Here is a 26264-nt window from a genome sequence, read left to right on the forward strand (position 1 = left end):
CCGGGTGCGCCCGCCTCACCCGCTGTCCGGCGCACGTCCGGGGGCCGTACAGTCGGAGCGTCCGTCTCCAACACCCCTGTAGAGAGTGGCGAGCACACGGTGGACGTGCAGAAGAAGCTCGACGAGATCGTCGCCGCGGTCTCCGGCGCCCGGTCGATGCCCATGTCGGCCTCGTGCGTGGTCAACCGCGCGGAACTGCTCTCCCAGCTCGAGGAGGTGCGCGCGGCGCTGCCCGGCTCCCTCGCCCAGGCCGAGGAACTCATCGGCGACCGCGAGCACCTGGTGGAACGGGCCCGTCAGGAGGCCGACCGGATCATCGAGACCGCGCACGCCGAACGCGGCTCCCTCATCTCCGACACCGAGATCGCCCGCCGGGCCCAGGCCGAGGCCGACCGCATCCTCGACGAGGCCCGCAGGGAGGCCGAGGAGATCCGCGCCGAGGCCGACGACTACGTCGACTCCAAGCTCGCCAACTTCGAGGTCGTCCTCACCAAGACCCTCGGCTCCGTCGGCCGCGGCCGCGAGAAACTGCTCGGCACCGGCCCCGGCCTCGACGAGAACGGCTACGAGGACGAGGACGCCCCCGAGCGCAGCCACGACCCCGAGGCCCTGCGCCGCGACGCCGACACCTACGTGGACGTCAAGCTCGGCGCCTTCGAGGCCGTCCTCGCCAAGACCCTGGACGCGGTCGGCCGCGGCAGGCAGAAACTGCACGGCCGGATCGCCACCGACGAGCTCGGTGCCCTCGCCCAGAACGACGACGGCGCCCCCACGCAGCACACCAGCGACGCCGACTATCTCGCCGACCTCGCCGCCCCCTCGGCCTCCCCGCAGCAGCGCAGCGCGCCGCCCGCCCCGGCCGAACAGCAGGCCGTCGCCGCCCAGCAGCAGGACCCCTACGGGTACGGCCAGGGCACCGACGTCTACGGCGACGGGCAGGCGAGGGACGCGTACGCGGACGGTCAGGGCACCGATGTCTATGCCGACGGTCAGGGAACCGACGCCTACGGCTACCCGCAGCAGGCGTACGCCCAGCAGGACCCGTACGGCTACGGCCAGGCCGATCCGTACGCGGCCGCCTACCAGCAGCAGGGCTACGACCCGCAGGCCGCCTACGACCAGCAGGCCCAGGCCCAGGCCCAGGCCCAGGCACAGGTCTACGGCCAGGTGCCGGCCCAGGCGCACAGCACCCTGGACGAGACCAGCCTGTTCGACACCAGCATGATCAGCGCGGAGCAGCTGCGCGCCTACGAGGAGGGACGCGGCGGCCGCTGAGGCCGCCCGGCGGGGTCGGCCGCCGCGGGCCGGGGTCCGGAGGCCGGCGCGGGCTCCGGACCGGGCAGCCGACAGGACGCGGTTTGGGCCGTCGCGAATGGTCCAGTATCCTGGCCCTTCGGTCGCGCGTGCATCCGCGATCCACGCTGCCCGGAACATCCCCGGCGGCGACCTCCCCTCGTGGGAAGACCCGAGTTCCGAAGACCGAAAGCAGGAATGGCCCTGAACGCCCGCCTCGACCACCGCAACCCCCTCGTGATCGACACACACGAGCTGGGGCGGCGTCCTGGCGCGCTGCGACGGCTGACCCGCACGGTCGACGCCCCCAAGGACTTCGGTGTCCGGGGGGTGATCGGAGTGCCCGAGGGCGCCCCGGTCGCACTCGACCTCCGCCTGGAGTCGGTCATGGAGGGCGTACTCGTCACGGGTACCGCCGGTGCCACGGCCGAGGGGGAGTGCGTAAGGTGTCTGGAGCCGCTTCAGCAGGAGATCGAGGCGGACTTCCAGGAACTGTTCTCGTACCCTGACGCCGACGACCGGCGCCGCGCCAGCGCGGACCCGGGCGACGACGCCGAGGACGACGAGGACAGGTACTACGTCGAGGACGATCTGATCGACCTCGAACCCGTGCTGCGTGATGCGGTGGTGCTCGCACTGCCGATGCAGCCGGTGTGCCGGGACGACTGCCCGGGCCTGTGCTCCGAATGCGGAGTGCGGCTCGCGGACGACCCGGACCACCACCACGACGCCGTCGACATCCGTTGGGCGGCATTGCAGGGACTCACCGGTTCACTCGAATCCGGTGACAAGGACGACACGAGCGGCACCGATTCGGGCGCCGACGAGAAGCAGGAGAAGTAGCCGTGGCTGTTCCGAAGCGGAAGATGTCGCGCAGCAACACGCGCCACCGCCGGTCGCAGTGGAAGGCTGCGGTCCCCAACCTGGTCGCGTGCGAGCGCTGCCACGAGCCCAAGCTGCAGCACATCGCGTGCCCGGCCTGCGGCACGTACAACAAGCGTCAGGTCCTCGAGGTCTGATCGGCCGGTGACAGGTTCGATGTCTGACGCCACAAGTGGTTCCCGCCGCGGCGGGGCCGGCTCGGCGGACAACGCGGCCTCGTCCCACACGCTTCTGGAAGGGCGGCTCGGCTACCGGCTCGAGACCGCCCTTCTGGTGCGCGCGCTGACCCACCGTTCGTACGCGTACGAGAACGGCGGTCTGCCGACGAACGAGCGGCTGGAGTTCCTCGGGGACTCCGTGCTCGGTCTCGTCGTCACCGACACGCTGTACCGCACCCACCCTGACCTGCCCGAGGGCCAGCTGGCCAAGTTGCGGGCCGCGGTGGTCAATTCGCGTGCGCTGGCGGAGGTCGGGCGCGGGCTCGAACTGGGCTCCTTCATCCGGCTCGGCCGGGGCGAAGAGGGCACGGGCGGCCGGGACAAGGCGTCCATCCTCGCCGACACCCTCGAAGCGGTGATCGGCGCGGTCTACCTCGACCAGGGTCTCGACGCGGCCTCCGAACTGGTGCACCGCCTGTTCGACCCGCTGATCGAGAAGTCCTCCAACCTCGGTGCCGGCCTGGACTGGAAGACCAGCCTCCAGGAACTCACCGCGACCGAAGGGCTCGGCGTCCCCGAGTACCTGGTCTCGGAGACCGGCCCCGACCATGAGAAGACCTTCACTGCTGCCGCCCGCGTCGGAGGCGTCTCGTACGGCACCGGCACCGGCCGCAGCAAGAAGGAGGCGGAGCAGCAGGCCGCGGAGTCGGCCTGGCGCTCCATCCGGGCCGCCGCGGACGAACGCGCCGAGGCCGCCGCGGACACCGGGGAGGCGGCCGCCTCCGCCTGAGACAGTGCCGCTCCGCGACACCCCGAGCGCCCGCCCCGCCCCAGGGGCGGGCGCTCGGACCGTGCCGACGGTCATGCTCACGGTCAAGGTCACGACAAGCAACGGAAGCCCGCCATGCCCGAGTTGCCCGAGGTCGAAGTCGTCCGGCGTGGACTGCGGAAGTGGGTCGCCCACCGCACCGTCGCCGACGTCGAGGTGCTGCATCCCCGCGCGGTACGACGGCACCTGGCCGGCGGTGAGGACTTCGCGCAGCGGCTGAAGGGCCACCGCGTCGGCACCCCGGCCCGCCGCGGCAAGTACCTGTGGCTGCCCCTGGACGACAGTGACGAGGCGGTCCTCGCCCACCTCGGCATGAGCGGCCAGCTCCTGGTCCAGCCGCACGAGGCCCCCGCCGAGAAGCACCTGCGTATCCGCGTCCGCTTCGACGACGCCCTCGGCACCGAGCTGCGCTTCGTCGACCAGCGCACCTTCGGTGGACTGTCACTGCACGACACCACCCCCGACGGGCTGCCCGACGTCATCGCGCACATCGCCCGCGACCCGCTCGACCCGCTCTTCGACGACGCGGCGTTCCACCTCGCCCTGCGCCGCAGACGCACCACGATCAAACGGGCCCTGCTCGACCAGTCCCTGATCAGCGGCGTCGGCAACATCTACGCCGACGAGGCGCTGTGGCGCTCCCGGCTCCACTACGAACGCCCCACGGCGACCCTCACCCGCGCCGCCACCGCCGAACTCCTCGGTCACGTCAGGGACGTGATGAACGCGGCCCTCGCGGTGGGCGGCACCAGCTTCGACAGCCTCTACGTCAACGTCAACGGGGAGTCCGGCTACTTCGACCGCTCCCTCGACGCCTACGGCCGCGAGGACCTGCCGTGCCGGCGCTGCGCCACGCCGATGCGGCGGCGCCCGTGGATGAACAGGTCGAGCTACTTCTGCCCGAAGTGCCAGCGGGCGCCGAGGGTGCGGCGGGCACAGGGAGCGTGATCAGGCACGACCTGTCGCGACGGACCGGGATCGGGCGGAATGGAGCTTGATCGGGCGGTATGGAGCCCGACGGGGCGTGATCGATGCATTCAGCCTGCGCACTCGCGCGCGTCGTACTGCGCACGGGCGGCCAGGACGTCGTCCATGCTGCCCTCCAGGTAGGAGATCAGAGCCCTCAGCCGCTCGGCCACCTCACGGCCCAGGGGAGTGAGGGAGTAGTCGACCCGGGGCGGATTGGTCGGCCGGGCGTCCCTGACGACCAGCCCGTCCCGCTCCAGCGCGTGCAGGGTCTGCGAAAGCATTTTCTCGCTGACCCCGTCCACCCGCCGCCGCAGCTCGTTGAAGCGGAACGTGCCGTCGTACAGCGCCCCGAGCGTCAGCGCACCCCAGCGCCCGGTCACGTGTTCGAGGGTGCTCCGGGACGGGCATCCCCGCGCGAACACATCGAACGGGGGAGTGCTGGAAGAGGCCGTACCGGCAGAAAGCGTCGCCATAGCAGCACTGTACTGCGCCACAGCGCCCCCTCCCAGACAGCGCTCACCACAAGAAAGCGCGTGGCGGACGCCGGACCGATCCCCGGCGAGGCGTTCTCAGTACCCGAAGTCCTGCGTCCACCAGGGGCCGCCGGAGCCGAGATGGACCCCCACGCCGAGCGTCTTGAAGTCGCAGTTGAGGATGTTGGCCCGGTGACCGGGGCTGTTCATCCACGCCTCCATGACGGACTCGGCGGTCGCCTGGCCCATGGCTATGTTCTCGCCGCCGAGGCCGCTGACGCCGGCCGCCTTGGCCCGGTCCCACGGGTCGTTCCCGCTGGGGTCGGTGTGGTCGAAGAAGCTCCGCGCGGCCATGTCGTCGCTGAACGCCGTCGCCAGATTGCGCAGCGCGCTGTTCGCGGCCACCGGCTGGCAGCCCGCCTTCGCGCGCTCGTCGTTGACGAGGGCGAGCACCTGTGCCTCGGCCGCGGCCTGGGCGGACGTGGCGACCCGGGCGCTGCTCGACGGCTCCTTGGTGGCCTTGCGCTGCGGGGGGACCGTCGTGGCGTCGCCGGAGCCGGAGCCGGAGCCGGAGCCGGAACCGGAGCCCGAACCGGCCTCCGCCTCGGTCGCCGAGGGGGCGGGCTTCTTCTTCGCCGGCTCCTTGGTCTTCTGTGACGGCTCGGTGGAGGGCTTCGCCGACTTCTCGGGGGCGGACGGCGAGCCCGCACTGCTCGTTCCCTGGCCCGGCACGGTGGCCCCGGGCGCGTCCTCCACGGTGCTGCCGGCACCGCCCTGCTGGGACTCGAAGCCGGTCGGGGCGCCGCCGGCCTGGACGTTGTCCGAGCCGCCACCGCCGATCGTGAACTGGCCGCTGCCGGGCAGTACCCCGGTGGCGACGGCGGCGGTGCCGAGCGCCACGGCGGCCGAGACGCCGAGCAGGCCGGTGCGCACCGGGGTGGCGGCCTTCTTCCTGCGGTGCGAGCGGGTCGCCCGCTCCTCGGCCTCCAGCACCGCGGCGAAACCGTAGAGATTCTCCGGGCCGTAGTGCTCGGCGGGCATCTGCTGCGCCTGGCTCACCCGGCCCGCGTGGCCGACCGGGCCGGTGGCGGCGCGGCCGGCGTCGGAGCGTCGGTGGCGTCCCATCTTCTGGCCTCTTCCTCCATGCGCGTGCGGTCGTGTGCACCCGGGGCACACCCGCTCAGTCTCTTTACGTGATCAGCACACCATCGGTTCACACGATCGTGTGGGTTTCACATGAGATTCATTGGGTGGGGACGGTACCCCATGGCGCGGAAGAGGGAAGTGCCCGAACGCACATCGACCGGCTAGCGTGCGCCCATGAACGACGAAGCACGGCTCGTGGCCTGGGTCCGGGGACGGGTGCAAGGGGTGGGTTTCCGCTGGTTCACCCGGGCCAGGGCGCTCGAACTCGGCGGCCTGAGTGGCTTTGCTCTCAATCTGGAGGACGGACGGGTCCAGGTGGTCGCCGAGGGGCCCCGCGAGCACTGCGAGGGACTGCTCCAGTGGCTGCACGGGAAGGACACGCCCGGGAGGGTGGACGGCGTCACCGAGATCTGGGACACACCCCGCGGCGGCTACGACGGCTTCGCCATCCGCTGACCCCCGCCGCGCCCGCCGTCCCCGTCCCGGCGCGGGAGGCGCACGAGCGCCCGTCACCCACGGAAAAGCCCTGGTGGTTGCCAAGGAGCCGCTGCCGTGGCAGGCTCCGCACCTGACACCGGCCTATGCGTCCGAGGTCCCCGCCGACCGCCGCGGCGCCGCCCCCGCCGGGCCGCGCGCACACGGCCGCCCTCCGCCACGTCGTGATCGTGTTGACCGTCAAACTTTTTGGTGAGACGCTGAAAGCCCCGCGCACCCCAGCTGTTTGGCATGGCGGAACGGCAGCACCACAGCAGTCGTGCCAGGCACCGCGGATCCGAATCCCTCACGACCCACACCGCTTCGGTCGGTCACTCATTGTGGAGGACCATCCATCATGGCAAAGGCGCTTCTCGGTTACGTCGGTGGCTCCGACCCTCGACTCCTCGCCGAGATGCGACGGCTCCAGCAGCGCGTACAGGACCTGGAAACCGAACTCGTACGGATCCAGGCCGAGAACGACGCGCTCGCGGCTGCCGCCTCTCACGACAGGATCATGGAGCACGTAGACGCACACCAGGCGGAGCCTGCGCTCACCTGATCACGGTCTCGCTCCCGACAACGCGGCGATGACGGGGCCCCCGTATTCACCGCTGAGTTGTCGCCGTCGCACCGAACACATCGCACCGCAGTTGCAAGGGACGCCGCCTCGGCGTCCCTTCGTTCTTTTCCTGTTCGGTTGTCGCCGTTCGGTTCACCGCTGTTCGGTCCGTCGCCGTGCAGTCGTCGCCGTTCGGTTGTTGCCCCCGCACCCTTTCACTTCCTTCACGGATGGTGTGCCCTGCACGTTCCTGCGTGAAACCGCGAGCCTGCCGCGTTCATGGAGAGCGGGGAGGGCGGCGGGTAGAGTCCGACGGCGTGCACCTCAAGGCCCTGACCCTCCGCGGGTTCAAATCGTTCGCCTCGGCGACCACGCTCCGGTTCGAACCCGGCATCACGTGCGTCGTCGGACCGAACGGTTCGGGCAAGTCCAATGTCGTGGACGCGCTGAGCTGGGTCATGGGCGAGCAGGGCGCCAAATCACTGCGCGGCGGGAAGATGGAGGACGTCATCTTCGCCGGCACCACCGGCCGCCCCCCGCTGGGCCGCGCCGAGGTGTCCCTGACCATCGACAACTCCGACGGCGCCCTGCCCATCGAGTACGCCGAGGTCACCATCACGCGGATCATGTTCCGCAACGGCGGCAGCGAATACCAGATCAACGGCGACACCTGCCGCCTCCTCGACATCCAGGAACTGCTCTCCGACTCCGGCATCGGCCGAGAGATGCACGTCATCGTCGGCCAGGGCCAGCTCGACTCCGTCCTGCACGCCGACCCCATGGGCCGCCGCGCCTTCATCGAGGAGGCCGCCGGCGTCCTCAAGCACCGCAAGCGCAAGGAGAAGGCGCTCCGCAAACTCGACGCGATGCAGGCCAACCTCGCCCGGGTGCAGGACCTGACCGACGAACTGCGACGGCAGCTCAAGCCGCTCGGCCGGCAGGCCGCCGTCGCCCGTCGCGCCGCCGTCATCCAGGCCGACCTGCGCGACGCCCGGCTCCGCCTCCTCGCCGACGACCTCGTACGGCTGCGGGAGGCGCTCGACGCCGAGATCGCCGACGAGGCCGCGCTCAAGGAGCGCAAGGAGACCGTCGAAGGGGCACTGCGCGAGGCCCTGCGGCGGGAGGCCGCCCTCGAGGAGGAGGTGCGCCGGCTCACTCCCCGGCTGCAGCGCGCCCAGCAGACCTGGTACGAGCTGTCCCAGCTCGCCGAACGCGTACGCGGCACCGTCTCGCTCGCCGACGCCCGCGAGCAGAGCGCCGCCTCCGCACCCCAGGAGGAGCGGCGCGGCCGCGATCCGGAGGAGATGGAGCGCGAGGCCGCCCGCGTCCGCGAGCAGGAGGCCGAACTCGAGGCCTCTGTGGAGGCCGCCCAGCGCGCCCTGGAGGACACCGTCGCCCACCGCGCCGAGCTCGAGCGCGCGCTCGCACAGGAGGAACGCCGCCTCAAGGACCTCGCCCGCGCCCTCGCCGACCGCCGCGAGGGACTGGCCCGGCTCGGCGGCCAGGTCAACGCCGCCCGCTCCCGAGCCGCCTCGGCCCAGGCCGAGATCGAACGCCTGGCCGCCACCCGCGACGAGGCACAGGAACGCGCTGTCGCCGCCCAGGAGGAGTACGAGGCGCTCCAGGCCGAGGTCGACGACCTGGACGCCGACGACGCCGGCCTTGCCGAACGCCACGAGGACGCCCGCCGCGCCCTGACCGAGGCGGAGGCCGCCCTGACCGCCGCCCGCGACGCCGCCACGACCGCCGAACGCGAACGCGCCGCCACCCGCGCCCGCCACGACGCCCTCGCCACCGGGCTGCGCCGCAAGGACGGCACCGGCGCCCTGCTCGCCGCCCGCGACCGCCTCACCGGGCTGCTCGGCCCCGCCGCCGAGCTGCTCACCCCCGCGCCCGGGCACGAGATCCCCGTCGCTGCCGCCCTCGGCACCGCCGCGGACGCCGTCGCCGTCACCGGCCCGGCCGCCGCGGCCGAGGCCCTGCGCCTGCTGCGCAAGCAGGACGCCGGCCGCGCCGCCCTCCTCCTCACCGGCGCCCCCGACGACACGCCGCCGGAGGACCCGGAGGACACAGCCGGGGTGACCCGCGCCGCCGGGCTGGTCCGCGGGCCCGCGGAACTCATGCCCGCCGTACGCCGGCTGCTGCGCGGCCATGTCGTCGTCGACACCCTCCAGGACGCCGAGGAACTGGTCCGCGCCCGGCCCGCGCTGACCGCCGTCACCGCCGAGGGCGACGTCCTCGGCGCGCACTTCGCGTACGGCGGCTCCGCCGGGGCGCCGAGTCTGCTGGAGGTGCAGGCCGCCGTCGACGAGGCCGCCGCCGAGCTGGAGGAGCTGGCCGTACGGTGCGCGGAGCTGACCGACGCCCAGCAGGCCGCCGCCGTGCGCCGCACCGAGTGCGCCGCCCTCGTCGAGGAACTGGGGGAGCGGCGCCGGGCGGCCGAGCGGGAGAAGTCCGGCGTCGCCCAGCAGCTCGGCCGGCTCGCCGGGCAGGCACGCGCCGCCGCCGGGGAGGCCGAGCGCTCCACCGCCGCGGCGGCCCGCGCCCAGGAGGCGCTGGAGGCGGCCCGGGAGGAGGCCGAGGAACTCGCCGAGCGGCTCGCCGTGGCCGAGGAGATGCCCGTCGAGGAGGAACCCGACACCTCCGCGCGCGACCGGCTCGCCGCCGACGGTGCCAACGCCCGGCAGACCGAGATGGAGGCCCGCCTCCAGGCCCGTACGCACGAGGAGCGCGTGAAGGCGCTGGCCGGACGGGCCGACTCGCTGGACCGGGCCGCCCGCGCGGAGCGCGAGGCCCGCGCGCGGGCGGAACAACGGCGGGCCCGGCTGCGGCACGAGGCCGCCGTCGCCCGGGCCGTCGCCTCCGCCGCCCGGCAGCTCCTCGCCCATGTCGAGGTCTCCGTGGGCCGGGCCGAGGTCGAGCGCGCCGCCGCCGAGTCCGCACGGGTCCGGCGGGAGCAGGAACTGGCCCGCGCCCGCACCGAGGGCCGCGATCTGAAGGCGGAACTCGACAAGCTCACTGATTCAGTTCACCGCGGCGAGGTACTAGGAGCTGAGAAGCGGCTGCGCGTCGAGCAGCTGGAGACCAAGGCCCTGGAGGAGTTCGGTGTCGAACCGGAAGGTCTGGTCGCCGAGTACGGCCCGGGCCAACTGGTGCCGCCCTCGCCCCCCGCCGAGGGCGAACAGCTGCCCGACGACCCCGACGACCCCCGCAACCTGCCCCGGCCCTATGTCCGCGCCGAGCAGGAGAAACGGCTGAAGGCGGCGGAGCGGGCGTACCAGCGGCTCGGCAAGGTCAACCCGCTGGCCCTGGAGGAGTTCGCGGCCCTGGAGGAACGGCACCAGTTCCTCAGTGAACAGCTCGAGGACCTCAAGAAGACCCGGACCGATCTGCTGCAGGTCGTCAAGGAGGTCGACGAGCGCGTCCAACAGGTCTTCACCGACGCCTACCGGGACACCGCACGGGAGTTCGAGGGCGTGTTCGGGCGGCTCTTCCCGGGCGGGGAGGGACGGCTGGTCCTCACCGACCCCGACCACATGCTCACCACGGGCGTGGACGTCGAGGCGCGGCCCCCGGGCAAGAAGGTCAAGCGGCTCTCCCTGCTCTCCGGCGGCGAGCGGTCGCTGACGGCGGTGGCGCTGCTGGTGTCGATCTTCAAGGCCCGGCCGAGCCCGTTCTACGTGATGGACGAGGTCGAGGCGGCGCTCGACGACACCAACCTCCAGCGGCTCATCCGGATCATGCAGGAGCTGCAGGAGGCGTCGCAGCTGATCGTGATCACGCACCAGAAGCGGACCATGGAGGTCGCCGACGCGCTGTACGGCGTGTCGATGCAGGGCGACGGCGTGTCCAAGGTCATCAGCCAGCGGCTGCGCTGACGCACCGGCCGGGCGCCGCGCCGACGCTTCATTTCTTCAAGCAATGAACGAACGGTCCGCAGCATGCATGCCCGTACCTCGTCAATTCCTCGAAAATCTCACATCCGTCGCCCTATCCACTTCGGGACTTGAACGCATAGTCTTCTTCGTGTTGTTTTTACCTTCAGGTGTCGCCATGAGCGGCAGCCGGGAGGGCTGACCCCACGCCGGCAGCGACGCCGGTGGCCCGAGGAGTTGTACACGTGACCAGCACAACGCAGGCACCCCGACCCGGAGCCGGAGCGGCTCACCCCGAACATCTCGGGCACGTCATCTTCATCGCGGCGGCGGCCGCGATGGGCGGTTTCCTCTTCGGCTACGACAGTTCCGTGATCAACGGCGCCGTCGAGGCCATCCGCGACCGCTACGACGTCGGCTCCGCCGCGCTGGCCCAGGTCATCGCGATCGCGCTGATCGGCTGCGCCATCGGCGCCGCCACCGCCGGCCGGATAGCCGACCGCATCGGCCGCATCCGCTGCATGCAGATCGCCGCCGTCCTGTTCACCATCAGCGCCGTCGGCTCCGCCCTGCCCTTCGCCCTGTGGGACCTGGCCTTCTGGCGCGTCATCGGCGGCTTCGCCATCGGCATGGCCTCTGTGATCGGCCCCGCCTACATCGCCGAGGTCGCCCCGCCCGCCTACCGCGGCCGCCTCGGGTCCTTCCAGCAGGCCGCGATCGTCGTCGGCATCGCCGTGTCCCAGCTCGTCAACTGGGGCATCCTCAACGCCGCCGACGGCGACCAGCGCGGCAAGCTGGTCGGCCTGGAGGCCTGGCAGGTCATGCTCGGCGTCATGGTCGTCCCGGCCGTCCTCTACGGCCTGCTCTCCTTCGCGATCCCCGAGTCGCCGCGCTTCCTGGTCTCCGTCGGCCGCCGCGAGCGCGCCCGCGAGATCCTCGCCGAGGTCGAGGGCAAGGACATCGACTTCGACGCCCGCATCGCCGAGATCGAACACGCGATGCACACCGAGGAGAAGTCCAGCTTCCGCGACCTGCTCGGCGGCGGCTTCTTCTTCAAGAAGATCGTCTGGATCGGCATCGGCCTGTCGGTGTTCCAGCAGTTCGTCGGCATCAACGTCGCGTTCTACTACTCCTCGACACTGTGGCAGTCGGTGGGCATCGACCCCTCGGCCTCGTTCCTCTACTCGTTCACCACGTCGATCATCAACATCATCGGCACCGTGATCGCGATGATCTTCGTCGACCGGATCGGCCGCAAGCCGCTCGCGCTCATCGGCTCCGTCGGCATGGTCATCGGCCTCGCCCTGGAGGCCTGGGCCTTCTCCGCCCACCTCGTCGACGGCAAGCTGCCCGCCACGCAGGGCTGGGTGGCCCTGGTCGCCGCCCACGTCTTCGTCCTCTTCTTCGCCCTGTCGTGGGGTGTGGTCGTCTGGGTCTTCCTCGGCGAGATGTTCCCCAACCGGATCCGTGCCGCCGCCCTCGGCGTGGCCGCCTCCGCGCAGTGGATCGCCAACTGGGCCATCACCGCGAGCTTCCCCTCGCTGGCCGACTGGAACCTGTCCGGGACGTACGTGATCTACACGGTGTTCGCCGCGCTCTCCATCCCGTTCGTGCTGCGGTACGTCAAGGAGACCAAGGGCAAGGCCCTGGAGGAAATGGGCTGACACCCCTCCCGAGACCGAGGAGACGGGCCAAGTCCCCGCTGCCCCTCTCCTCGCCCGTCCGCCGCCCCGCCCCTACGGGGGCGGGGCGGCGGTGTGCGTCGGTGCGCCACGAGTCCTCCCGCACGAAAGACCGCGCAGTTCCCCACACCCCTGAAGGGACGGACGCGAGGAACAAGGGCGGCGGGGGCGGCACCCTTCTCGCGCGGACCCCTTCGCGCATACTGGACGGGTTATGGAAATCGTCATCCTTGCTGTAGTCATCGCCGTGGTCGTGATCGGCGCGCTCGGCGGGCTCGTGGTCGGCAGCCGCCGAAAGAAGCCGCTGCCCCCGGCGCCCCCCACGACGCCCGACATCACCGCCCCCCCGGCCGAGCCGCACGTCGGCGACGAGGCCGAGACGCCGCGCGAGGAACCGCGCCGGACCATCGAGGAGGTCGACCTACCCGGCGGCGGCACCGCCCCCGTCGTCGTCGAGGAACCGACCGCCGCGCCCGTCCCGGCGATCGAGATCCCGGAGCCCACCGCCGGCCGGCTGGTCCGCCTGCGCGCCCGGCTCTCCCGCTCGCAGAACGCGCTCGGCAAGGGCCTGCTCACCCTTCTCTCCCGTGAGCACCTCGACGAGGACACCTGGGAGGAGATCGAGGACACCCTCCTCACCGCCGACGTCGGCGTCCAGCCCACCCAGGATCTGGTCGAACGACTGCGCGAGCGCGTGAGGGTCCTCGGCACCCGCACCCCGCAGGAGCTGCGCACCCTGCTGCGCGAGGAACTGCTGACGATCCTGGTCCCCGAGTTCGACCGTACGGTCAAGACCGACTCGAACCTCGACACCCCCGGCATCGTGATGGTGGTCGGCGTCAACGGCACCGGCAAGACCACCACCACCGGCAAGCTCGCGCGCGTGCTCGTCGCCGACGGCCGCACCGTCGTGCTCGGCGCCGCCGACACCTTCCGCGCGGCCGCCGCCGACCAGCTCCAGACCTGGGGCGAGCGGGTCGGCGCCCGCACCGTGCGCGGCCCCGAGGGCGGCGACCCGGCGTCCGTCGCCTTCGACGCGGTCAAGGAGGGCACCGAGTCCGGCGCCGACGTCGTGCTCATCGACACCGCCGGCCGGCTGCACACCAAGACCGGTCTGATGGACGAGCTGGGCAAGGTCAAGCGGGTCGTGGAGAAGCACGCCCCGCTCGACGAGGTACTGCTCGTCCTCGACGCCACGACCGGCCAGAACGGCCTCGTCCAGGCCCGCGTCTTCGCCGAGGTCGTGGACATCAGCGGCATCGTCCTGACCAAGCTGGACGGCACCGCCAAGGGCGGCATCGTCATCGCGGTCCAGCGCGAACTGGGCGTCCCCGTGAAACTCGTCGGCCTCGGCGAGGGAGCCGACGACCTGGCCCCCTTCGAACCGGAAGCGTTCGTGGACGCCTTGATCGGCGACTAGCAGGCTTTCCCCCGCGCCCCTGGGGGGCGCGGGGCTGTGTCCATACGCGGCTGCCGCCGCGCGGGCGCGAGAAGTCCACACCGGCAGCCGGCCGACAACGCGCCTCTGGGGTCCAAGGGGCGAAGCCCCATGAGGGACGGGAAGGGCAAGGACGGCGGGGGCGAAAAAACCGAGGTCACCCCCTCCCACAGGCCCTAGATCCCCGCCCGCGCCCGATGCGCCACATACGCCAACGTCCCGACGAGAAGCCGCGCCGCCGGCACCGCACCCCCCGCATCCAGCCCCGGTGCCCGCAACCACCGCACCACCCCCCGACCCGCCCGGTCCGACGGCGGAGCCGTGACGCAGGCCCCGATCCCCAGCCCCCGCAGATCGAGCGCGGTGTCCTCCCACGCCATCCGGTACAGCAGCCGTGGCAGCTCCGCCGCGCCCCCCGCCGCCACGAAGAACTGCGCCCGCCCCTCCGGCGTCACCGTCACCGGCCCCACCGGCAGCCCCATCCGCTCCATCCGCACCAGGGCCGACCGCCCCGCCGCCTCGCCGACCTCGATCACGTCGAACGCCCGCCCGACCGGCAGCATCACCGCGGCACCCGGATACGCGGCCCACGCCCGGTACGCCTCGTCCAGCGTGACCCCGGCCCGCACCGGGGCGGCGAAGTCCAGCGGATGTGCCCCCGGCTCCGGGCAGCCGGCCCGGCCGCACGAGCAGGCCCCCGCCGCGGTCCGCGCCCCGGGCACCACGTCCCAGCCCCACAGGCCGGTGTACTCGGCGACGGCGGCGCACTCCGGTGACCGGCCGCGGCGCCGGGCCACGGACCTGAGGTCGCGGATGGTCCTGGTCCGTGTGGAGCCGATCGTGAAGCCCATGCCCCCTCCAACGGGACCGGCGCGCGGCCGGTTACGCACCGCAGCGAAGCGTGACCGTCTGTTCCGGCCGCGCGTGACGGCCGGCCCTGACGCCCCCGGCCGGCCCTGACGCCCCCGGCCGGCCCTGACGGCCGGCCCGGGCGGGACCGGTGGTTCGTGTGACCCACCACGGCCCGGACGACGCCGCGGGGTGGTGCGGCGCCGACCGCGCGCTCCCCTGCGCATCCGTCCGCCCTCCTCGGCCGTCATGTGTCAAGTGAATCGCGCACCCGGCACCGTGAGTTCATTCGAAGGGGTGGCGAATGGTGGCGTTTCTGAAACCGCCGTGGTTGGGAGGGTGATCAGGGGACTACTGTGAGTGCACAAGTCCCGGGGTGCATGCAGGTGTGGTTATGCCGGAGGCAAGGCGGGTTTCCGTTCGATCGGTGGGAACCGGAGGACGGCGGTGACGCGGACCGGCATCCTGAGGGGGCGTTCGGCGCATCGGCGCACACGTGGTGTGAAGGAATGGGGGCGTTCCAGTGGGCGGCAACGACGGAAGCGGGACGAACGCTGAGAAGCGCCCGAACGAGTTGTTGACGTCATGGTTCGTGCGCAGCGGCTGGTCCAAGGGCGAGCTCGCCCGCCAGGTCAACCGCCGGGCCCGCCAGCTCGGCGCCAACCACATCTCCACCGACACCTCCCGCGTGCGCCGCTGGCTCGACGGCGAGAACCCCCGCGAGCCGATCCCGCGCATCCTGTCCGAACTGTTCTCCGAGCGCTTCGGCTGTGTCGTCGCCGTGGAGGACCTGGGCCTGCGCGCCGCCCACCGCACCCCCTCCGTCTCGGGGGTCGACCTGCCGTGGACGGGCCCCGGAACCGTCGCCCTGATCAGCGAGTTCTCGCGCAGCGACCTGATGCTGGCACGGCGCGGCTTCCTCGGGACCTCGCTGGGCCTGGCCGCGGGCCCGTCCCTCATCGAGCCCATGCAGCGCTGGCTGGTCCCCGGGCCGCCCGCCCCGCCGCGCGAGAAATCCGCCTCCGCCGCCTCCTCGCGCGGCCGGGGCCGGCTCTCCCGGCCCGAGCTGGAACTGCTGGAGGCCACCACGGTGATGTTCCGGCAGTGGGACGCCCAGTGCGGCGGCGGCCTGCGCCGCAAGGCCGTCGTCGGCCAGCTCCACGAGGTCACCGACCTCCTCCAGGAACCCCAGCCCGCCGCCACCGCCCGGCGCCTGTTCAAGGTCGCCGCCGAACTTGCCGAACTGGCCGGCTGGATGAGCTACGACGTGGGGCTCCAGCCCACCGCCCAGAAATACTTCGTCCTCGCGCTGCACGCCGCCAAGGAGGCCGGTGACCGCCCCCTCGGCTCGTACGTGCTCTCCAGCATGAGCCGGCAGATGATCCACCTGGGCCGCCCCGAGGACGCGCTCGAACTGCTCCACCTCGCCCAGTACGGCAGCCGTGACTGCGCGAGCCCGCGCACCCAGGCCATGCTGTATGCGATGGAGGCCCGCGCCTACGCCAACATGGGCCAGCCCGGCCGGTGCAAGCGGGCCGTCCGCCTGGCCGAGGACACGTTCGCCGACGCCGACGACTGGGACGAGCCGGACCCCGACTGGATCCGCTTCTTCTCCGCCGCCGAACTCCACGGAGAGAACTCCCACTCCTACCGGGATCTCGCCTACGTCGCCGGCCGCAGCCCCGCCTACGCCGGCCTCGCCGAACCCGTGATGCGCGAGGCCGTCGACCTGTTCGCCCAGGACACCGAACACCAGCGGTCGTACGCCCTCAACCTCATCGGCCTGGCCACCGTGCACCTCCTCCAGCGCGAGCCCGAGGAGGGCGTCGCCCGCACCTGTCAGGCCCTGGAAGTGGCCCGCAAGGTCCGCTCCGAACGCGTCAATATCCGTATCCGCAAAACGGTCGACGCGGCCGTACGCGATTTCGGCGGCCTCGCCGACGTCGTCGACCTCACCGAGCAGCTCGCCACCCACCTGCCCGAGACCGCAGAGGCGGTCTGAGGCCGACAGCGGGAACCCCGGGGGGCCAGACGGTCCACCCGGACAGTTCACCGACGCGTAACACACGGGCTGCCTTCGTCACGGCGGTGAAACACCGAGGGGCACCGACCGAAACCGCGCCGCGCGACTCTCTTGGCGCATAACCGGCCCACCCCTCCCATCCTCCCGGCTCAGGCTTCACCCCCACGGGGCCGTACGGGGCCGCATCACACGACGAGGAGACGCCGATGGCACCAGCCATCACGCTTGCGGCGGACGCACCGCAGTTTTCGTCCGCCAACACAGGCTTCATGCTCATCTGTTCCGCCCTGGTGATGCTCATGACCCCAGGCCTGGCCTTCTTCTACGGAGGCATGGTCCGCGTCAAGAGCACCCTGAACATGCTGATGATGAGCTTCATCAGTCTGGGCATCGTCACCATCCTCTGGGTGCTCTACGGCTTCTCCCTCGCCTTCGGCACCGACAAGGGCTCCGTCATCGGCTGGTCCTCCGACTTCGTCGGATTCACCGGCATCGGCAAGATGGAACTGTGGAGCGGTTACACCATCCCGGTCTACGTCTTCGCCGTCTTCCAGCTCATGTTCGCGATCATCACACCCGCCCTGATCAGCGGCGCCCTCGCGGACCGCGTCAAGTTCAGCGCCTGGGCGCTCTTCCTCACCCTGTGGGTCACGATCGTGTACTTCCCGGTCGCCCACTGGGTCTGGGGCACCGGCGGCTGGGCCTTCGACCTCGGCGTCATCGACTTCGCCGGCGGCACCGCCGTCCACATCAACGCCGGTGCGGCGGCGCTCGGCGTGATCCTCGTCATCGGCAAGCGCGTCGGCTTCAAGCGGGACCCGATGCGCCCGCACAGCCTGCCGCTCGTCATGCTCGGTGCCGGACTCCTGTGGTTCGGCTGGTTCGGCTTCAACGCCGGGTCCTGGCTCGGCAACGACGACGGCGTCGGCCCGCTGATGTTCGTCAACACCCAGGTCGCCACCGCCGCCGCGATGCTCGCCTGGCTCGCCTACGAGAAGATCCGCCACGGCGCGTTCACCACGCTGGGCGCCGCCTCCGGCGCCGTCGCCGGCCTGGTCGCCATCACGCCCTCCGGCGGCGCGGTCTCCCCGCTCGGCGCGATCGCCGTCGGCGCCATCGCCGGCGTGCTGTGCGCCATGGCCGTCGGCCTGAAGTACCGCTTCGGCTACGACGACTCCCTCGACGTCGTCGGCGTCCACATGGTCGGCGGCATCGCCGGCTCCCTGCTCGTCGGCCTCTTCGCCAGCGGCGGCGGCCAGTCCGACGTCAAGGGCCTGTTCTACGGGGGCGGCCTCGACCAGTTCTGGAAGCAGTGCGCCGGTGTCTTCGCCGTCCTCGCCTACTCGCTGGTCGCCTCCGCGATCCTCGCCTTCCTGATCGACAGGACGCTCGGCATGCGGGTCCCCGAGGACGACGAGATGTCCGGCATCGACCAGGCCGAACACGCCGAGACCGCGTACGACCACACCGGCGCCGGCGGCGGCACGATCGGCTCGACGACACCGACCACGCTCGCCGCGGCCTCCGCCCCGTCCAAGAAGGTGGACGCATGAAGCTCATCACCGCCGTCGTCAAGCCGCACCGGCTCGACGAGATCAAGGAAGCGCTGCAGGCCTTCGGCGTCCACGGCCTGACCGTCACCGAAGCCAGCGGGTACGGACGCCAGCGCGGCCACACCGAGGTCTACCGCGGCGCCGAGTACACGGTCGACCTCGTTCCCAAGATCCGCATCGAGGTTCTCGTCGAGGACTCAGACGCCGAACAGGTGATCGACGTCGTCGTCAAGGCCGCCCGCACCGGCAAGATCGGCGACGGCAAGGTCTGGTCCCTCCCCGTCGACACGGCCGTACGCGTCCGCACCGGGGAGCGCGGTCCGGACGCGCTGTGACGCCCGGTGCCCCGCGCCCGGCAGGGGCGCGGGGCACCTGAGCGGCCGGTGTCTTCGGGGCGCTGTCGGCCGCGGGCCGGTGGGGGTGGTGCGCGCGGTTCCCCGCGCCCCTGGCTCCGGCTCGCCGTCGCGCCGGAGCGCGCCCCGTCAGGGTCCAGGTCCCCTCACCCCTCCGCACAAAGGAGCCGTCCGTGCACCACCCCCACGCGAGCCACCCCCCGGACGACCCGGCCGGCTACGCGGCCGCCCGGCTGCGCCTCCTCACCGAGGACGCCCACTCCGGCCCCCCGCGCCGCGCCGCCCTCTCCCGCCTCACCGACGACTGGCTCGCCGGCCTCTTCACCACCGCCGCCACCGGCACCGGTGGCGAACCGGCCGGCCTCCGCGGCATCTCCCTGGTCGCCGTCGGCGGCTACGGCCGCGGTGAACTCTCCCCCCGCAGCGACCTCGACCTCGTCCTCCTCCACGACGGCACCGACCCCCACCGCGTCGCCGCCCTCGCCGACCGCCTCTGGTACCCCGTCTGGGACCTCGGCCTCGCCCTCGACCACTCAGTCCGCACTCCCGCCGAGGCCCGCAGGACCGCCGCCGACGACCTCAAGGCCCAGCTCGGCCTCCTCGACGCCCGCCACCTCGCCGGCGACCTCGGCCTCACCACCGCCACCCGCACCACCGTCCTCGCCGACTGGCGCAACCAGGCCCCCAAACGCCTCCCCGAGCTCCAGGAACTGTGCGCCGCACGCGCCACCCGCCAGGGCGAACTGCGCTACCTCCTCGAACCCGACCTCAAGGAGGCCCGCGGTGGACTGCGCGACGCCACCGCCCTGCGCGCCGTCGCCGCCTCCTGGCTCGCCGACGCCCCGCGCGAGGGACTCGACGACGCCCGCCGCCGCCTCCTCGACGTCCGCGACGCCCTCCACCTCACCACCGGCCGCGCCACCGACCGCCTCGCCCTCCAGGAACAGGACCAGGTCGCCGCCGCCCTCGGCCTGCTGGACGCCGACGCCCTGCTGCGCCAGGTCTACGAGGCGGCACGCGTCATCGCCTACGCCGCCGACGTCACCTGGCGCGAAGTGGGGCGCGTACTGCGCTCCCGCGCCGTACGCCCACGCCTGCGCGCCATGCTGAGCGGCGGAAAACAGCCCGCCGAACGCTCCCCGCTCGCCGAGGGCGTCGTCGAGCAGGACGGCGAAGCGGTGCTCGCCCGCACCGCACGCCCCGAACGCGACCCCGTACTCCCCCTGCGCGCTGCGGCCGCCGCCGCACAGGCCGGACTCCCGCTCTCCCCGCACGCCGTACGACGCCTCGCCGCCACCACGCGACCCCTGCCCACGCCCTGGCCCGCCGAGGCCCGCGAACAGCTCGTCACCCTGCTCGGCGCCGGCCGCCCCACCGTCGACGTCTGGGAGGCGCTGGAGGCCGAGGAGCTGATCACCCGGCTGCTGCCCGACTGGGAGCGCGTCCGCTGCCGCCCGCAGCGCAACGCCGTCCACCTGTGGACCGTCGACCGGCACCTGATCGAGACCGCAGTCCGCGCCTCCGCGCTCACCCGCCGCGTCCACCGCCCCGACCTCCTCCTGGTCGCCGCCCTCCTGCACGACATCGGCAAGGGCTGGCCCGGCGACCACAGCGTCGCCGGCGAGACCATCGCCCGCGACGTCGCCACCCGCATCGGCTTCGACCGCACGGACACCGCCGTTCTCGCCACCCTCGTCCGCCACCACCTGCTCCTCGTGGACACCGCCACCCGGCGCGACCTGGACGACCCCGCCACCGTCCGGTCGGTCGCCGACGCCGTCGGCTCCCAGGGCACCCTCGAACTGCTGCACGCCCTCACCGAGGCCGACGCCCTCGCCACCGGCCCCGCCGCCTGGTCCGCCTGGCGCGGCTCCCTCGTCGCCGACCTGGTCGCCCGCGTCGCCGCCCGGCTCGCCGGGGACACCCCCGCCGAACCCGACACCGGCGCACCCACCGCCGAACAGGAACGCCTCGCCGTCGAGGCCCTGCGCACCGGCGGCCCGGTCCTCGCCCTGCACGCCCGGGCCGAAACACTGGCCCACGACGACCCCGCCCACGACCTGCCCGAGCCGCTCGGCGTCGAACTGCTGATCGCCGTACCCGAGCAGACCGGCGTCCTGCCCGCCGTCGCCGGCGTCCTCGCCCTGCACCGGCTGACCGTCCGCACCGCGGAACTGCGTGCCCTCGACCCGCCCGAGGGCGTCGAGGCAGCCGGATCCGTACTGCTGCTCGACTGGCGGGTGGCCGCCGAGTACGGCTCCCTGCCCCAGGGCGCCCGGCTGCGCGCCGACCTCGTACGGGCCCTGGACGGCACCTTCGACATCGCCTCCCGCCTCGCCGAACGCGACGCCGCGTACCCGCGGCGCCGGGGTGTGGAACCGCCCCCGCCCCGCGTCACCGTCGCTCCGGCCGCCTCCCGGCTGGCCACCGTGATCGAGGTCCGCGCCCAGGACGCACCGGGGCTGCTGTTCCGCATCGGACGGGCGTTGGAGGCGGCGGGGGCGCGGGTGCGGAGCGCGCATGTCAGCACGCTGGGCGCGAACGCCCTGGACGCCTTCTACGTGACGCAGGGGGACGGGGTGCCGTTGCCGGACGACAAGGCATTGGCCGTGGCCCGGGACCTGGAGTCCGCGCTGCGGGCCTGACCCCCCTGTCCGCTCCCCGCAGCGGGCAGGGGCGATTTGCTCGCCGGGCCGGATACCCTGGAGGGCGACCCAGACCGCTGCCGACGCGAGGACCTACGCCGCCGTGTTCGATACTCTCTCCGACCGCCTCTCAGCCACTTTCAAATCCCTCAGGGGCAAGGGCAGGCTGTCCGAAGCGGACATCGACGCCACGGCCCGCGAGATCCGCATCGCGCTCCTGGAAGCGGACGTGGCCCTGCCGGTCGTCCGCACGTTCATCAAGAACGTCAAGGAGCGGGCCCTCGGCTCCGAGGTCTCCCGCGCGCTGAACCCCGCCCAGCAGGTCCTCAAGATCGTCAACGAGGAACTCGTCACCATCCTGGGCGGAGAGACCCGCCGCCTGCGGTTCGCCAAGCAGCCGCCCACCGTGCTGATGCTCGCGGGCCTGCAGGGTGCAGGCAAGACCACCCTCGCCGGCAAGCTCGGCCGCTGGCTCAAGGAGCAGGGCCACTCCCCGCTGCTCGTCGCGTGCGACCTGCAGCGCCCCAACGCCGTCAACCAGCTCAGCGTCGTCGCCGAGCGCGCCGGCGTCGCGGTCTACGCGCCCGAGCCGGGCAACGGCGTCGGCGACCCGGTCAAGGTCGCCGAGGACTCCATCGAGTTCGCGAAGACCAAGGTCCACGACATCGTGATCGTGGACACCGCCGGCCGCCTCGGCATCGACCAGGAACTGATGCGGCAGGCCGCGGACATCCGCGACGCCGTCAGCCCCGACGAGATCCTCTTCGTCGTCGACGCGATGATCGGCCAGGACGCCGTCAACACCGCGGAGGCCTTCCGCGACGGCGTCGGCTTCGACGGCGTCGTCCTCTCCAAGCTCGACGGTGACGCCCGCGGCGGCGCGGCCCTGTCGATCGCCTCGGTGACCGGCAAGCCGATCATGTTCGCGTCGAACGGCGAGAAGCTCGACGAGTTCGACGCCTTCCACCCGGACCGGATGGCCTCCCGCATCCTCGACATGGGTGACCTGCTCACCCTGATCGAGCAGGCGGAGAAGACCTTCAGCCAGGCCGAGGCCGAGAAGATGGCCTCCAAGCTGGCTTCCAAGAAGGGCCAGGACTTCACGCTCGACGACTTCCTGGCCCAGATGGAGCAGGTCAGGAAGATGGGCTCGATCTCCAAGCTGCTCGGCATGCTGCCGGGCATGGGGCAGATCAAGGACCAGATCAACAACATCGACGAGCGGGACGTCGACCGCACGGCGGCCATCATCAAATCGATGACCCCGGCCGAGCGCCAGGAACCGACGATCATCAACGGCTCGCGCCGCGCCCGTATCGCGCGCGGCTCCGGCGTCGAGGTCAGCGCCGTGAAGAACCTGGTCGAACGGTTCTTCGAGGCGCGGAAGATGATGTCGCGCATGGCGCAGGGTGGCGGAATGCCCGGCATGCCGGGGATGCCCGGCATGGGCGGCGGCCCCGGCCGGCAGAAGAAGCAGCAGAAGAAGTCCAAGGGCAAGCAGCGCTCGGGCAACCCGATGAAGCGCAAGCAGCAGGAGCAGGAGGCCGCGGCCCGCCGCGCCGCCGCCGCCGCGCAGGGCGGCCAGGACGGCAACGCGTTCGGGCTGCCGCAGCAGGGCGCCGGTCAGGACTTCGAGCTGCCGGACGAGTTCAAGAAGTTCATGGGCTGAGCGGACGGGCCCACGGGCCGGACGGCGTCGTCATGAGCCGACCGGCCCCCGGGCCCGCTCACCCCCTCCGGGCGACCAGATAGCGGAAGACGTTCGGCATCCACACCGTGCCGTCCTGCCGCACGTGCGGGTGCAGCGCCTCCGTCAGTTCCTTCTTCACCTGCTCCTCGTCCGTCACCGCGAGGGCCGGGTCGAACGCTCCGGTGGACAGCAGCCCGCGTACCGCGCTCCCGATGTCCGCGTATCCGAACGGGCAGGCGACCCGCCCCGACCCGTCCGGGCGCAGCCCCGCCCGCCGCGCGGCCTCCTCCAGCTCGTCCCGGCCGGCCGGCCACCGGCCCTCCGTTCCCGGCGGGTCGGCGACGCCCGTGTCGGCGCCCCCGCCGCGCACCGGATCCGCCGACTTCGCGGCCATCCGCAGCACGGACACCGTCGCGCACCGCTCCGCCGGGCCCCACCCGGCGAGCACCACCGCGCCGCCGTGCTCCGTGAGAGGCACCGCCTCCTCCAGCCTCCCGGCCGGCCCGTCCGCGCCGTCGGCCGAAGGGCCCAACGGGTCGAACACGGTCACGACGTCGTACCCGGGGCGCCCGGACGCCGCGGCCGCGTCACCCGGCGTCCCGTCCACGAGTCGCGCGCACCCCGGTCCGGGCTCCCGCGCCGGCGCCCCCGGATGCGGGTCCCGCGCGCCGCCCGGCAGCAGCCGTTCTCGCGCGAGCGCCAGCAGCTCGGCGCGCCCGGTGTCCACTCCGGTCACCGCCGCGCCGCGCGAAGCCGCCAGCAGCAGCGCGAGCCCGGAACCGCAGCCGAGCCCGAGCAGTCGGGTGCCGGTGCCCACGCCGAGTCGCTCGTACACCGCCTCGTAGAGCGGCACCAGCATCCGCTCCTGTATCTCGACCCAGTCCCGCGCGCGTGCGGGCGGCGCCGTGCGGTGCGGGGAAACGGCGTGTGACGGCTGCTGTCGCACGAGCGTCGGTGTCATCAAAAAGCGCCCCAATCAGCCCAGAGTTGCCCTGTGCCCGATTCCGTGGCCCCCGTGACGTGCGCTCGCTCTCCCCCGTATGCCAGGTAACTCCGCACTCGTCGTGGCGTCCAGTGCTGGCGGCACACTCTTTGTCACTCCCCGGTTACTCAGGGGGGCGCACGCGCGACGGAGTACGCCGTCGGCGCCACTCCCCGCCCGCGCCCTGTGCACCTCCCCGCGCGTCTTCCGTGCGCCTTCCGTGCGCCTCTGCCACGACGGCGCGCAAGGCGGCAGCCGGGGGTGGTGCTCGGAGGACGGGGCCGGGTGTCATGAGGGAGGTGGGGGGAACGGGGGAGCGGGGGGCCGGTGCCGTGAGGGCGTCGGGCACCCGGTAACGTCTGGGCGGCCGGGGTTCCCGAGCCCCGCGCGCACCGGCCCGACAGGAGCCGCCTCGTGGTCCCGGCTCTCCGGCCGGGCGTCCGTCCGTACGGGTGGCTACGCACCAGCTTGGTACGAGCTGTGAGACTTCTCCGCACATCGACGCACCCGCCCTCGTCGCGACGCATCAACCGCAACTGACGGGTACGTGCAAATTATTTGGGATGCCCCGGAATAGGAACACGGGAGCACTCCGGCTCGTTGTCATTACGTGAGCACGACACCAACTGTTCTCGCCGCAGAGCTGGCGCAGGCGTGGGCCGACATTCAACGGCACCACCCCGAGCTGCCCGACCTTGCCGCACCCGAATCCCTGATCGGAGAGTCGTCGTCCGCCTGCGGACACGAACTCTCCTTCGAGCGACTGCTGCACGAGGCGGTCCACGGCATCGCCGCCGCCCGTGGCATCCGTGACACCTCACGCGCAGGCCGCTACCACAACCGCCGATTCCTCGCGATCGCCGAGGAGTTGGGCCTCGACCACCCCGAGGAGCCGCACCCCAGCAGCGGCTTCTCGCTGGTCACGCTCAACCCCGAGGCCAAGCGGAGGTACCGACCGACGATCGAGCGGCTGCACCGCGCGCTGAAGGCCCACTCGGCGGCCACGGCCGCCGACACGGCCCGCTCGTTCCGCGGCCCCGCCGCCCGCCACGGCTCCTCCGGCGGCGGCGTCCGCGTCAAGGCCGTGTGCGACTGCGGGCGCAACGTCCGCGTCGTCCCGTCGGTCCTGGCCCAGGCGCCGATCATGTGCGGCGGGTGCGGAAAGCCGTTCCGCATCCCCGAGGTCGTGGGCGCGGGAGTGGGCGTGGGCTGACCCTTCCGGCATCTCGTGGATGCCGGAGGGCCGGCCCGCCGCCGACCGCCGCGCACGCCCGCCCAGGGCTCGTACCCCGGGGCCCGCTCGGGGAGGGCAGGTCCCGGCCGCACCCCGCGCCGGGCCGCTTGACGGCGGCCCGCGCCGGGTGCCGCAGCGGGCTGCCCGAAAACGGGCGGCTTCCCCCGAGGGCCGAGACCTCGTGCGTCGTGTGGCACAATGGCTAGCTGTACTCGACAGTCGCACAGGACCCCTCTCTCCTCCGGCTGACGCGTCCATCGGGCACTCGGGTACCGCAACCCCACGCGGCTTCCTCGCCGTGCCCCATCACGTCAAATTCAGGAGAACCCACTCCCGTGGCAGTCAAGATCAAGCTGAAGCGTCTGGGCAAGATCCGTTCGCCTCACTACCGCATCGTCGTCGCCGACTCCCGTACCCGCCGTGACGGCCGGGCCATCGAGGAGATCGGTCTGTACCACCCGGTGCAGAACCCCTCGCGCATCGAGGTCGACGCCGACCGTGTCGCGTACTGGCTCTCCGTCGGCGCTCAGCCGACCGAGCCCGTGCTCGCCATCCTGAAGAAGACCGGCGACTGGCAGAAGTACAAGGGCGAGCCCGCCCCCGCGCCGCTCCTGCAGCCGCAGGAGAAGAGCGCACGTCCGGTGTTCGAGTCCCTCGGCGGCGACGACGAGGGCAAGGGTGAGGCGATCACCCCGAAGAAGAAGGCCGAGAAGAAGGACGAGGCCGCTGCCGAGTCCGCTTCGACCGAGTCGACCGAGGCCTGAGCAGCATGCTCGAAGAGGCGCTCGAGCACCTCGTGAAGGGCATCGTCGACAACCCTGACGATGTGCAGGTGGCCTCGCGCAACCTGCGCCGCGGTCGTGTGCTCGAGGTCCGGGTCCACCCCGACGACCTCGGCAAGGTGATCGGCCGCAACGGCCGCACCGCACGCGCACTGCGCACCGTCGTGGGTGCCATCGGCGGCCGCGGTGTCCGCGTCGACCTCGTCGACGTGGACCACGTCCGCTGACGCGTCATCGCAACCGGCTCGGGCCGGGGAGGGCCACTGGGCCTCCCCGGCCCGCAGTCGTTTCCCCGCCCCCACCTCACACGACCCCACCCCGCGCCCGGGACGTCTCCGCACCTCCCGGACATGCGTCCCAGACGTTCCCGAC

Annotated in this window: 22 protein-coding genes; 18 read left to right on the forward strand and 4 right to left on the reverse strand. The window is 72.4% G+C overall.

Translation table 11 applies throughout. From position 1 onward, the window contains the following. Positions 1-99 precede the first annotated feature (99 nt). The 5 genes from QFZ64_RS24970 to mutM all read left to right on the forward strand — a co-directional run bounded on the left by QFZ64_RS24970 (position 100) and on the right by mutM (position 4110). Positions 100-1275, forward strand: coding sequence for an ATP synthase F0 subunit B (locus QFZ64_RS24970; RefSeq protein WP_307069312.1), 1176 nt, complete (start codon positions 100-102; stop codon positions 1273-1275). 216 nt (positions 1276-1491) lie between these two features. Beyond that, a complete protein-coding gene (locus QFZ64_RS24975; protein WP_307069314.1) occupies positions 1492-2136 on the forward strand; it encodes a DUF177 domain-containing protein in 645 nt (214 codons plus the stop codon). Positions 2137-2138: 2 nt separating this feature from the next. Beyond that, positions 2139-2312 carry a 50S ribosomal protein L32 gene (gene rpmF, locus QFZ64_RS24980; protein WP_033321093.1) on the forward strand — a complete coding sequence of 58 codons (174 nt, stop codon included), beginning with the start codon at positions 2139-2141 and terminating at the stop codon, positions 2310-2312. Between the two features lie 19 nt (positions 2313-2331). Further along, positions 2332-3123 (forward strand): ribonuclease III, encoded by a 792-nt coding sequence (rnc, locus tag QFZ64_RS24985; protein ID WP_307069317.1) that lies wholly within the window; start codon positions 2332-2334, stop codon positions 3121-3123. A 114-nt stretch (positions 3124-3237) separates the two neighbouring features. Next, complete coding sequence (gene mutM, locus QFZ64_RS24990) at positions 3238-4110, forward strand: bifunctional DNA-formamidopyrimidine glycosylase/DNA-(apurinic or apyrimidinic site) lyase (protein ID WP_307069319.1); 873 nt, start codon at positions 3238-3240, stop codon at positions 4108-4110. An 89-nt stretch (positions 4111-4199) separates the two neighbouring features. Here the strand turns inward: mutM and QFZ64_RS24995 are convergent, their stop codons facing one another. Together QFZ64_RS24995 and QFZ64_RS25000 are read right to left on the reverse strand one after the other, a co-directional pair. Beyond that, complete coding sequence (locus QFZ64_RS24995; protein WP_307069322.1) at positions 4200-4604, reverse strand: helix-turn-helix domain-containing protein; 405 nt, start codon at positions 4602-4604, stop codon at positions 4200-4202. A gap of 96 nt (positions 4605-4700) precedes the next feature. Next, positions 4701-5729: a CAP domain-containing protein gene (locus tag QFZ64_RS25000; RefSeq protein WP_307069324.1), complete on the reverse strand. Its 1029-nt coding sequence runs from the start codon at positions 5727-5729 to the stop codon at positions 4701-4703. A gap of 195 nt (positions 5730-5924) precedes the next feature. On the opposite strand from QFZ64_RS25000, the gene QFZ64_RS25005 reads away from it, so the two are divergent. The 5 genes from QFZ64_RS25005 (at position 5925) to ftsY (ending at position 13763) form a co-directional block, all read left to right on the forward strand. Beyond that, entirely contained in the window at positions 5925-6206 is a 282-nt protein-coding gene (locus QFZ64_RS25005) for an acylphosphatase (protein WP_307069326.1), read from the forward strand. A gap of 376 nt (positions 6207-6582) precedes the next feature. Continuing rightward, positions 6583-6786 carry a hypothetical protein gene (locus QFZ64_RS25010; RefSeq protein ID WP_006139578.1) on the forward strand — a complete coding sequence of 68 codons (204 nt, stop codon included), beginning with the start codon at positions 6583-6585 and terminating at the stop codon, positions 6784-6786. Between the two features lie 317 nt (positions 6787-7103). Next, complete coding sequence (smc, locus tag QFZ64_RS25015; RefSeq protein ID WP_307069329.1) at positions 7104-10664, forward strand: chromosome segregation protein SMC; 3561 nt, start codon at positions 7104-7106, stop codon at positions 10662-10664. Positions 10665-10906: 242 nt separating this feature from the next. Continuing rightward, entirely contained in the window at positions 10907-12325 is a 1419-nt protein-coding gene (locus QFZ64_RS25020; protein WP_307069331.1) for a sugar porter family MFS transporter, read from the forward strand. A 232-nt stretch (positions 12326-12557) separates the two neighbouring features. Beyond that, positions 12558-13763 carry a signal recognition particle-docking protein FtsY gene (gene ftsY, locus QFZ64_RS25025; RefSeq protein WP_307069333.1) on the forward strand — a complete coding sequence of 402 codons (1206 nt, stop codon included), beginning with the start codon at positions 12558-12560 and terminating at the stop codon, positions 13761-13763. Positions 13764-13957: 194 nt separating this feature from the next. Here the strand turns inward: ftsY and QFZ64_RS25030 are convergent, their stop codons facing one another. Next, complete coding sequence (locus QFZ64_RS25030) at positions 13958-14632, reverse strand: bifunctional DNA primase/polymerase (protein WP_307069336.1); 675 nt, start codon at positions 14630-14632, stop codon at positions 13958-13960. 521 nt (positions 14633-15153) lie between these two features. On the opposite strand from QFZ64_RS25030, the gene QFZ64_RS25035 reads away from it, so the two are divergent. The 5 genes from QFZ64_RS25035 to ffh all read left to right on the forward strand — a co-directional run bounded on the left by QFZ64_RS25035 (position 15154) and on the right by ffh (position 22873). After that, complete coding sequence (locus QFZ64_RS25035) at positions 15154-16632, forward strand: hypothetical protein (protein ID WP_307069338.1); 1479 nt, start codon at positions 15154-15156, stop codon at positions 16630-16632. Between the two features lie 227 nt (positions 16633-16859). Then, positions 16860-18206 carry an ammonium transporter gene (locus QFZ64_RS25040; RefSeq protein WP_307069340.1) on the forward strand — a complete coding sequence of 449 codons (1347 nt, stop codon included), beginning with the start codon at positions 16860-16862 and terminating at the stop codon, positions 18204-18206. Further along, positions 18203-18541 (forward strand): P-II family nitrogen regulator, encoded by a 339-nt coding sequence (locus QFZ64_RS25045; protein WP_307069342.1) that lies wholly within the window; start codon positions 18203-18205, stop codon positions 18539-18541. Before QFZ64_RS25040 ends, QFZ64_RS25045 begins: the two co-directional genes overlap by 4 nt. Positions 18542-18732: 191 nt before the next feature. After that, positions 18733-21204, forward strand: a complete 2472-nt coding sequence (locus tag QFZ64_RS25050) for a [protein-PII] uridylyltransferase (RefSeq protein ID WP_307069344.1) — start codon at positions 18733-18735, stop codon at positions 21202-21204. 103 nt (positions 21205-21307) lie between these two features. After that, entirely contained in the window at positions 21308-22873 is a 1566-nt protein-coding gene (gene ffh, locus QFZ64_RS25055; RefSeq protein WP_307069346.1) for a signal recognition particle protein, read from the forward strand. Between the two features lie 58 nt (positions 22874-22931). On the opposite strand, the gene QFZ64_RS25060 is transcribed toward ffh, so the two are convergent. Beyond that, positions 22932-23855, reverse strand: coding sequence for an SAM-dependent methyltransferase (locus QFZ64_RS25060; RefSeq protein ID WP_307069348.1), 924 nt, complete (start codon positions 23853-23855; stop codon positions 22932-22934). A 631-nt stretch (positions 23856-24486) separates the two neighbouring features. Between QFZ64_RS25060 and QFZ64_RS25065 the strand changes: the two genes are divergently transcribed. The 3 genes from QFZ64_RS25065 (at position 24487) to QFZ64_RS25075 (ending at position 26119) form a co-directional block, all read left to right on the forward strand. Next, positions 24487-25089, forward strand: coding sequence for a hypothetical protein (locus QFZ64_RS25065; RefSeq protein WP_307069350.1), 603 nt, complete (start codon positions 24487-24489; stop codon positions 25087-25089). Between the two features lie 356 nt (positions 25090-25445). Beyond that, positions 25446-25874 carry a 30S ribosomal protein S16 gene (rpsP, locus tag QFZ64_RS25070; RefSeq protein WP_307069352.1) on the forward strand — a complete coding sequence of 143 codons (429 nt, stop codon included), beginning with the start codon at positions 25446-25448 and terminating at the stop codon, positions 25872-25874. Positions 25875-25879: 5 nt separating this feature from the next. After that, a complete protein-coding gene (locus QFZ64_RS25075; RefSeq protein ID WP_003973401.1) occupies positions 25880-26119 on the forward strand; it encodes an RNA-binding protein in 240 nt (79 codons plus the stop codon). Positions 26120-26264: the final 145 nt, after the last annotated feature.

Source organism: Streptomyces sp. B3I8 (genome assembly GCF_030816915.1).
GTDB lineage: Bacteria > Actinomycetota > Actinomycetes > Streptomycetales > Streptomycetaceae > Streptomyces.

Bases quoted from the DNA above. Each gene is read 5' to 3' on its own strand.
- QFZ64_RS25040 (WP_307069340.1), top strand. From the start codon at position 16,860: ATGGCACCAGCCATCACGCTTGCGGCGGACGCACCGCAGTTTTCGTCC.
- rnc (WP_307069317.1), top strand. From the start codon at position 2,332: ATGTCTGACGCCACAAGTGGTTCCCGCCGCGGCGGGGCCGGCTCGGCG.
- QFZ64_RS25030 (WP_307069336.1), bottom strand. From the start codon at position 14,632: ATGGGCTTCACGATCGGCTCCACACGGACCAGGACCATCCGCGACCTC.
- ftsY (WP_307069333.1), top strand. From the start codon at position 12,558: ATGGAAATCGTCATCCTTGCTGTAGTCATCGCCGTGGTCGTGATCGGC.
- QFZ64_RS25045 (WP_307069342.1), top strand. From the start codon at position 18,203: ATGAAGCTCATCACCGCCGTCGTCAAGCCGCACCGGCTCGACGAGATC.
- QFZ64_RS24975 (WP_307069314.1), top strand. From the start codon at position 1,492: ATGGCCCTGAACGCCCGCCTCGACCACCGCAACCCCCTCGTGATCGAC.
- QFZ64_RS25005 (WP_307069326.1), top strand. From the start codon at position 5,925: ATGAACGACGAAGCACGGCTCGTGGCCTGGGTCCGGGGACGGGTGCAA.
- QFZ64_RS25075 (WP_003973401.1), top strand. From the start codon at position 25,880: ATGCTCGAAGAGGCGCTCGAGCACCTCGTGAAGGGCATCGTCGACAAC.
- QFZ64_RS25060 (WP_307069348.1), bottom strand. From the start codon at position 23,855: ATGACACCGACGCTCGTGCGACAGCAGCCGTCACACGCCGTTTCCCCG.
- mutM (WP_307069319.1), top strand. From the start codon at position 3,238: ATGCCCGAGTTGCCCGAGGTCGAAGTCGTCCGGCGTGGACTGCGGAAG.
- QFZ64_RS25010 (WP_006139578.1), top strand. From the start codon at position 6,583: ATGGCAAAGGCGCTTCTCGGTTACGTCGGTGGCTCCGACCCTCGACTC.
- QFZ64_RS25000 (WP_307069324.1), bottom strand. From the start codon at position 5,729: ATGGGACGCCACCGACGCTCCGACGCCGGCCGCGCCGCCACCGGCCCG.
- QFZ64_RS24995 (WP_307069322.1), bottom strand. From the start codon at position 4,604: ATGGCGACGCTTTCTGCCGGTACGGCCTCTTCCAGCACTCCCCCGTTC.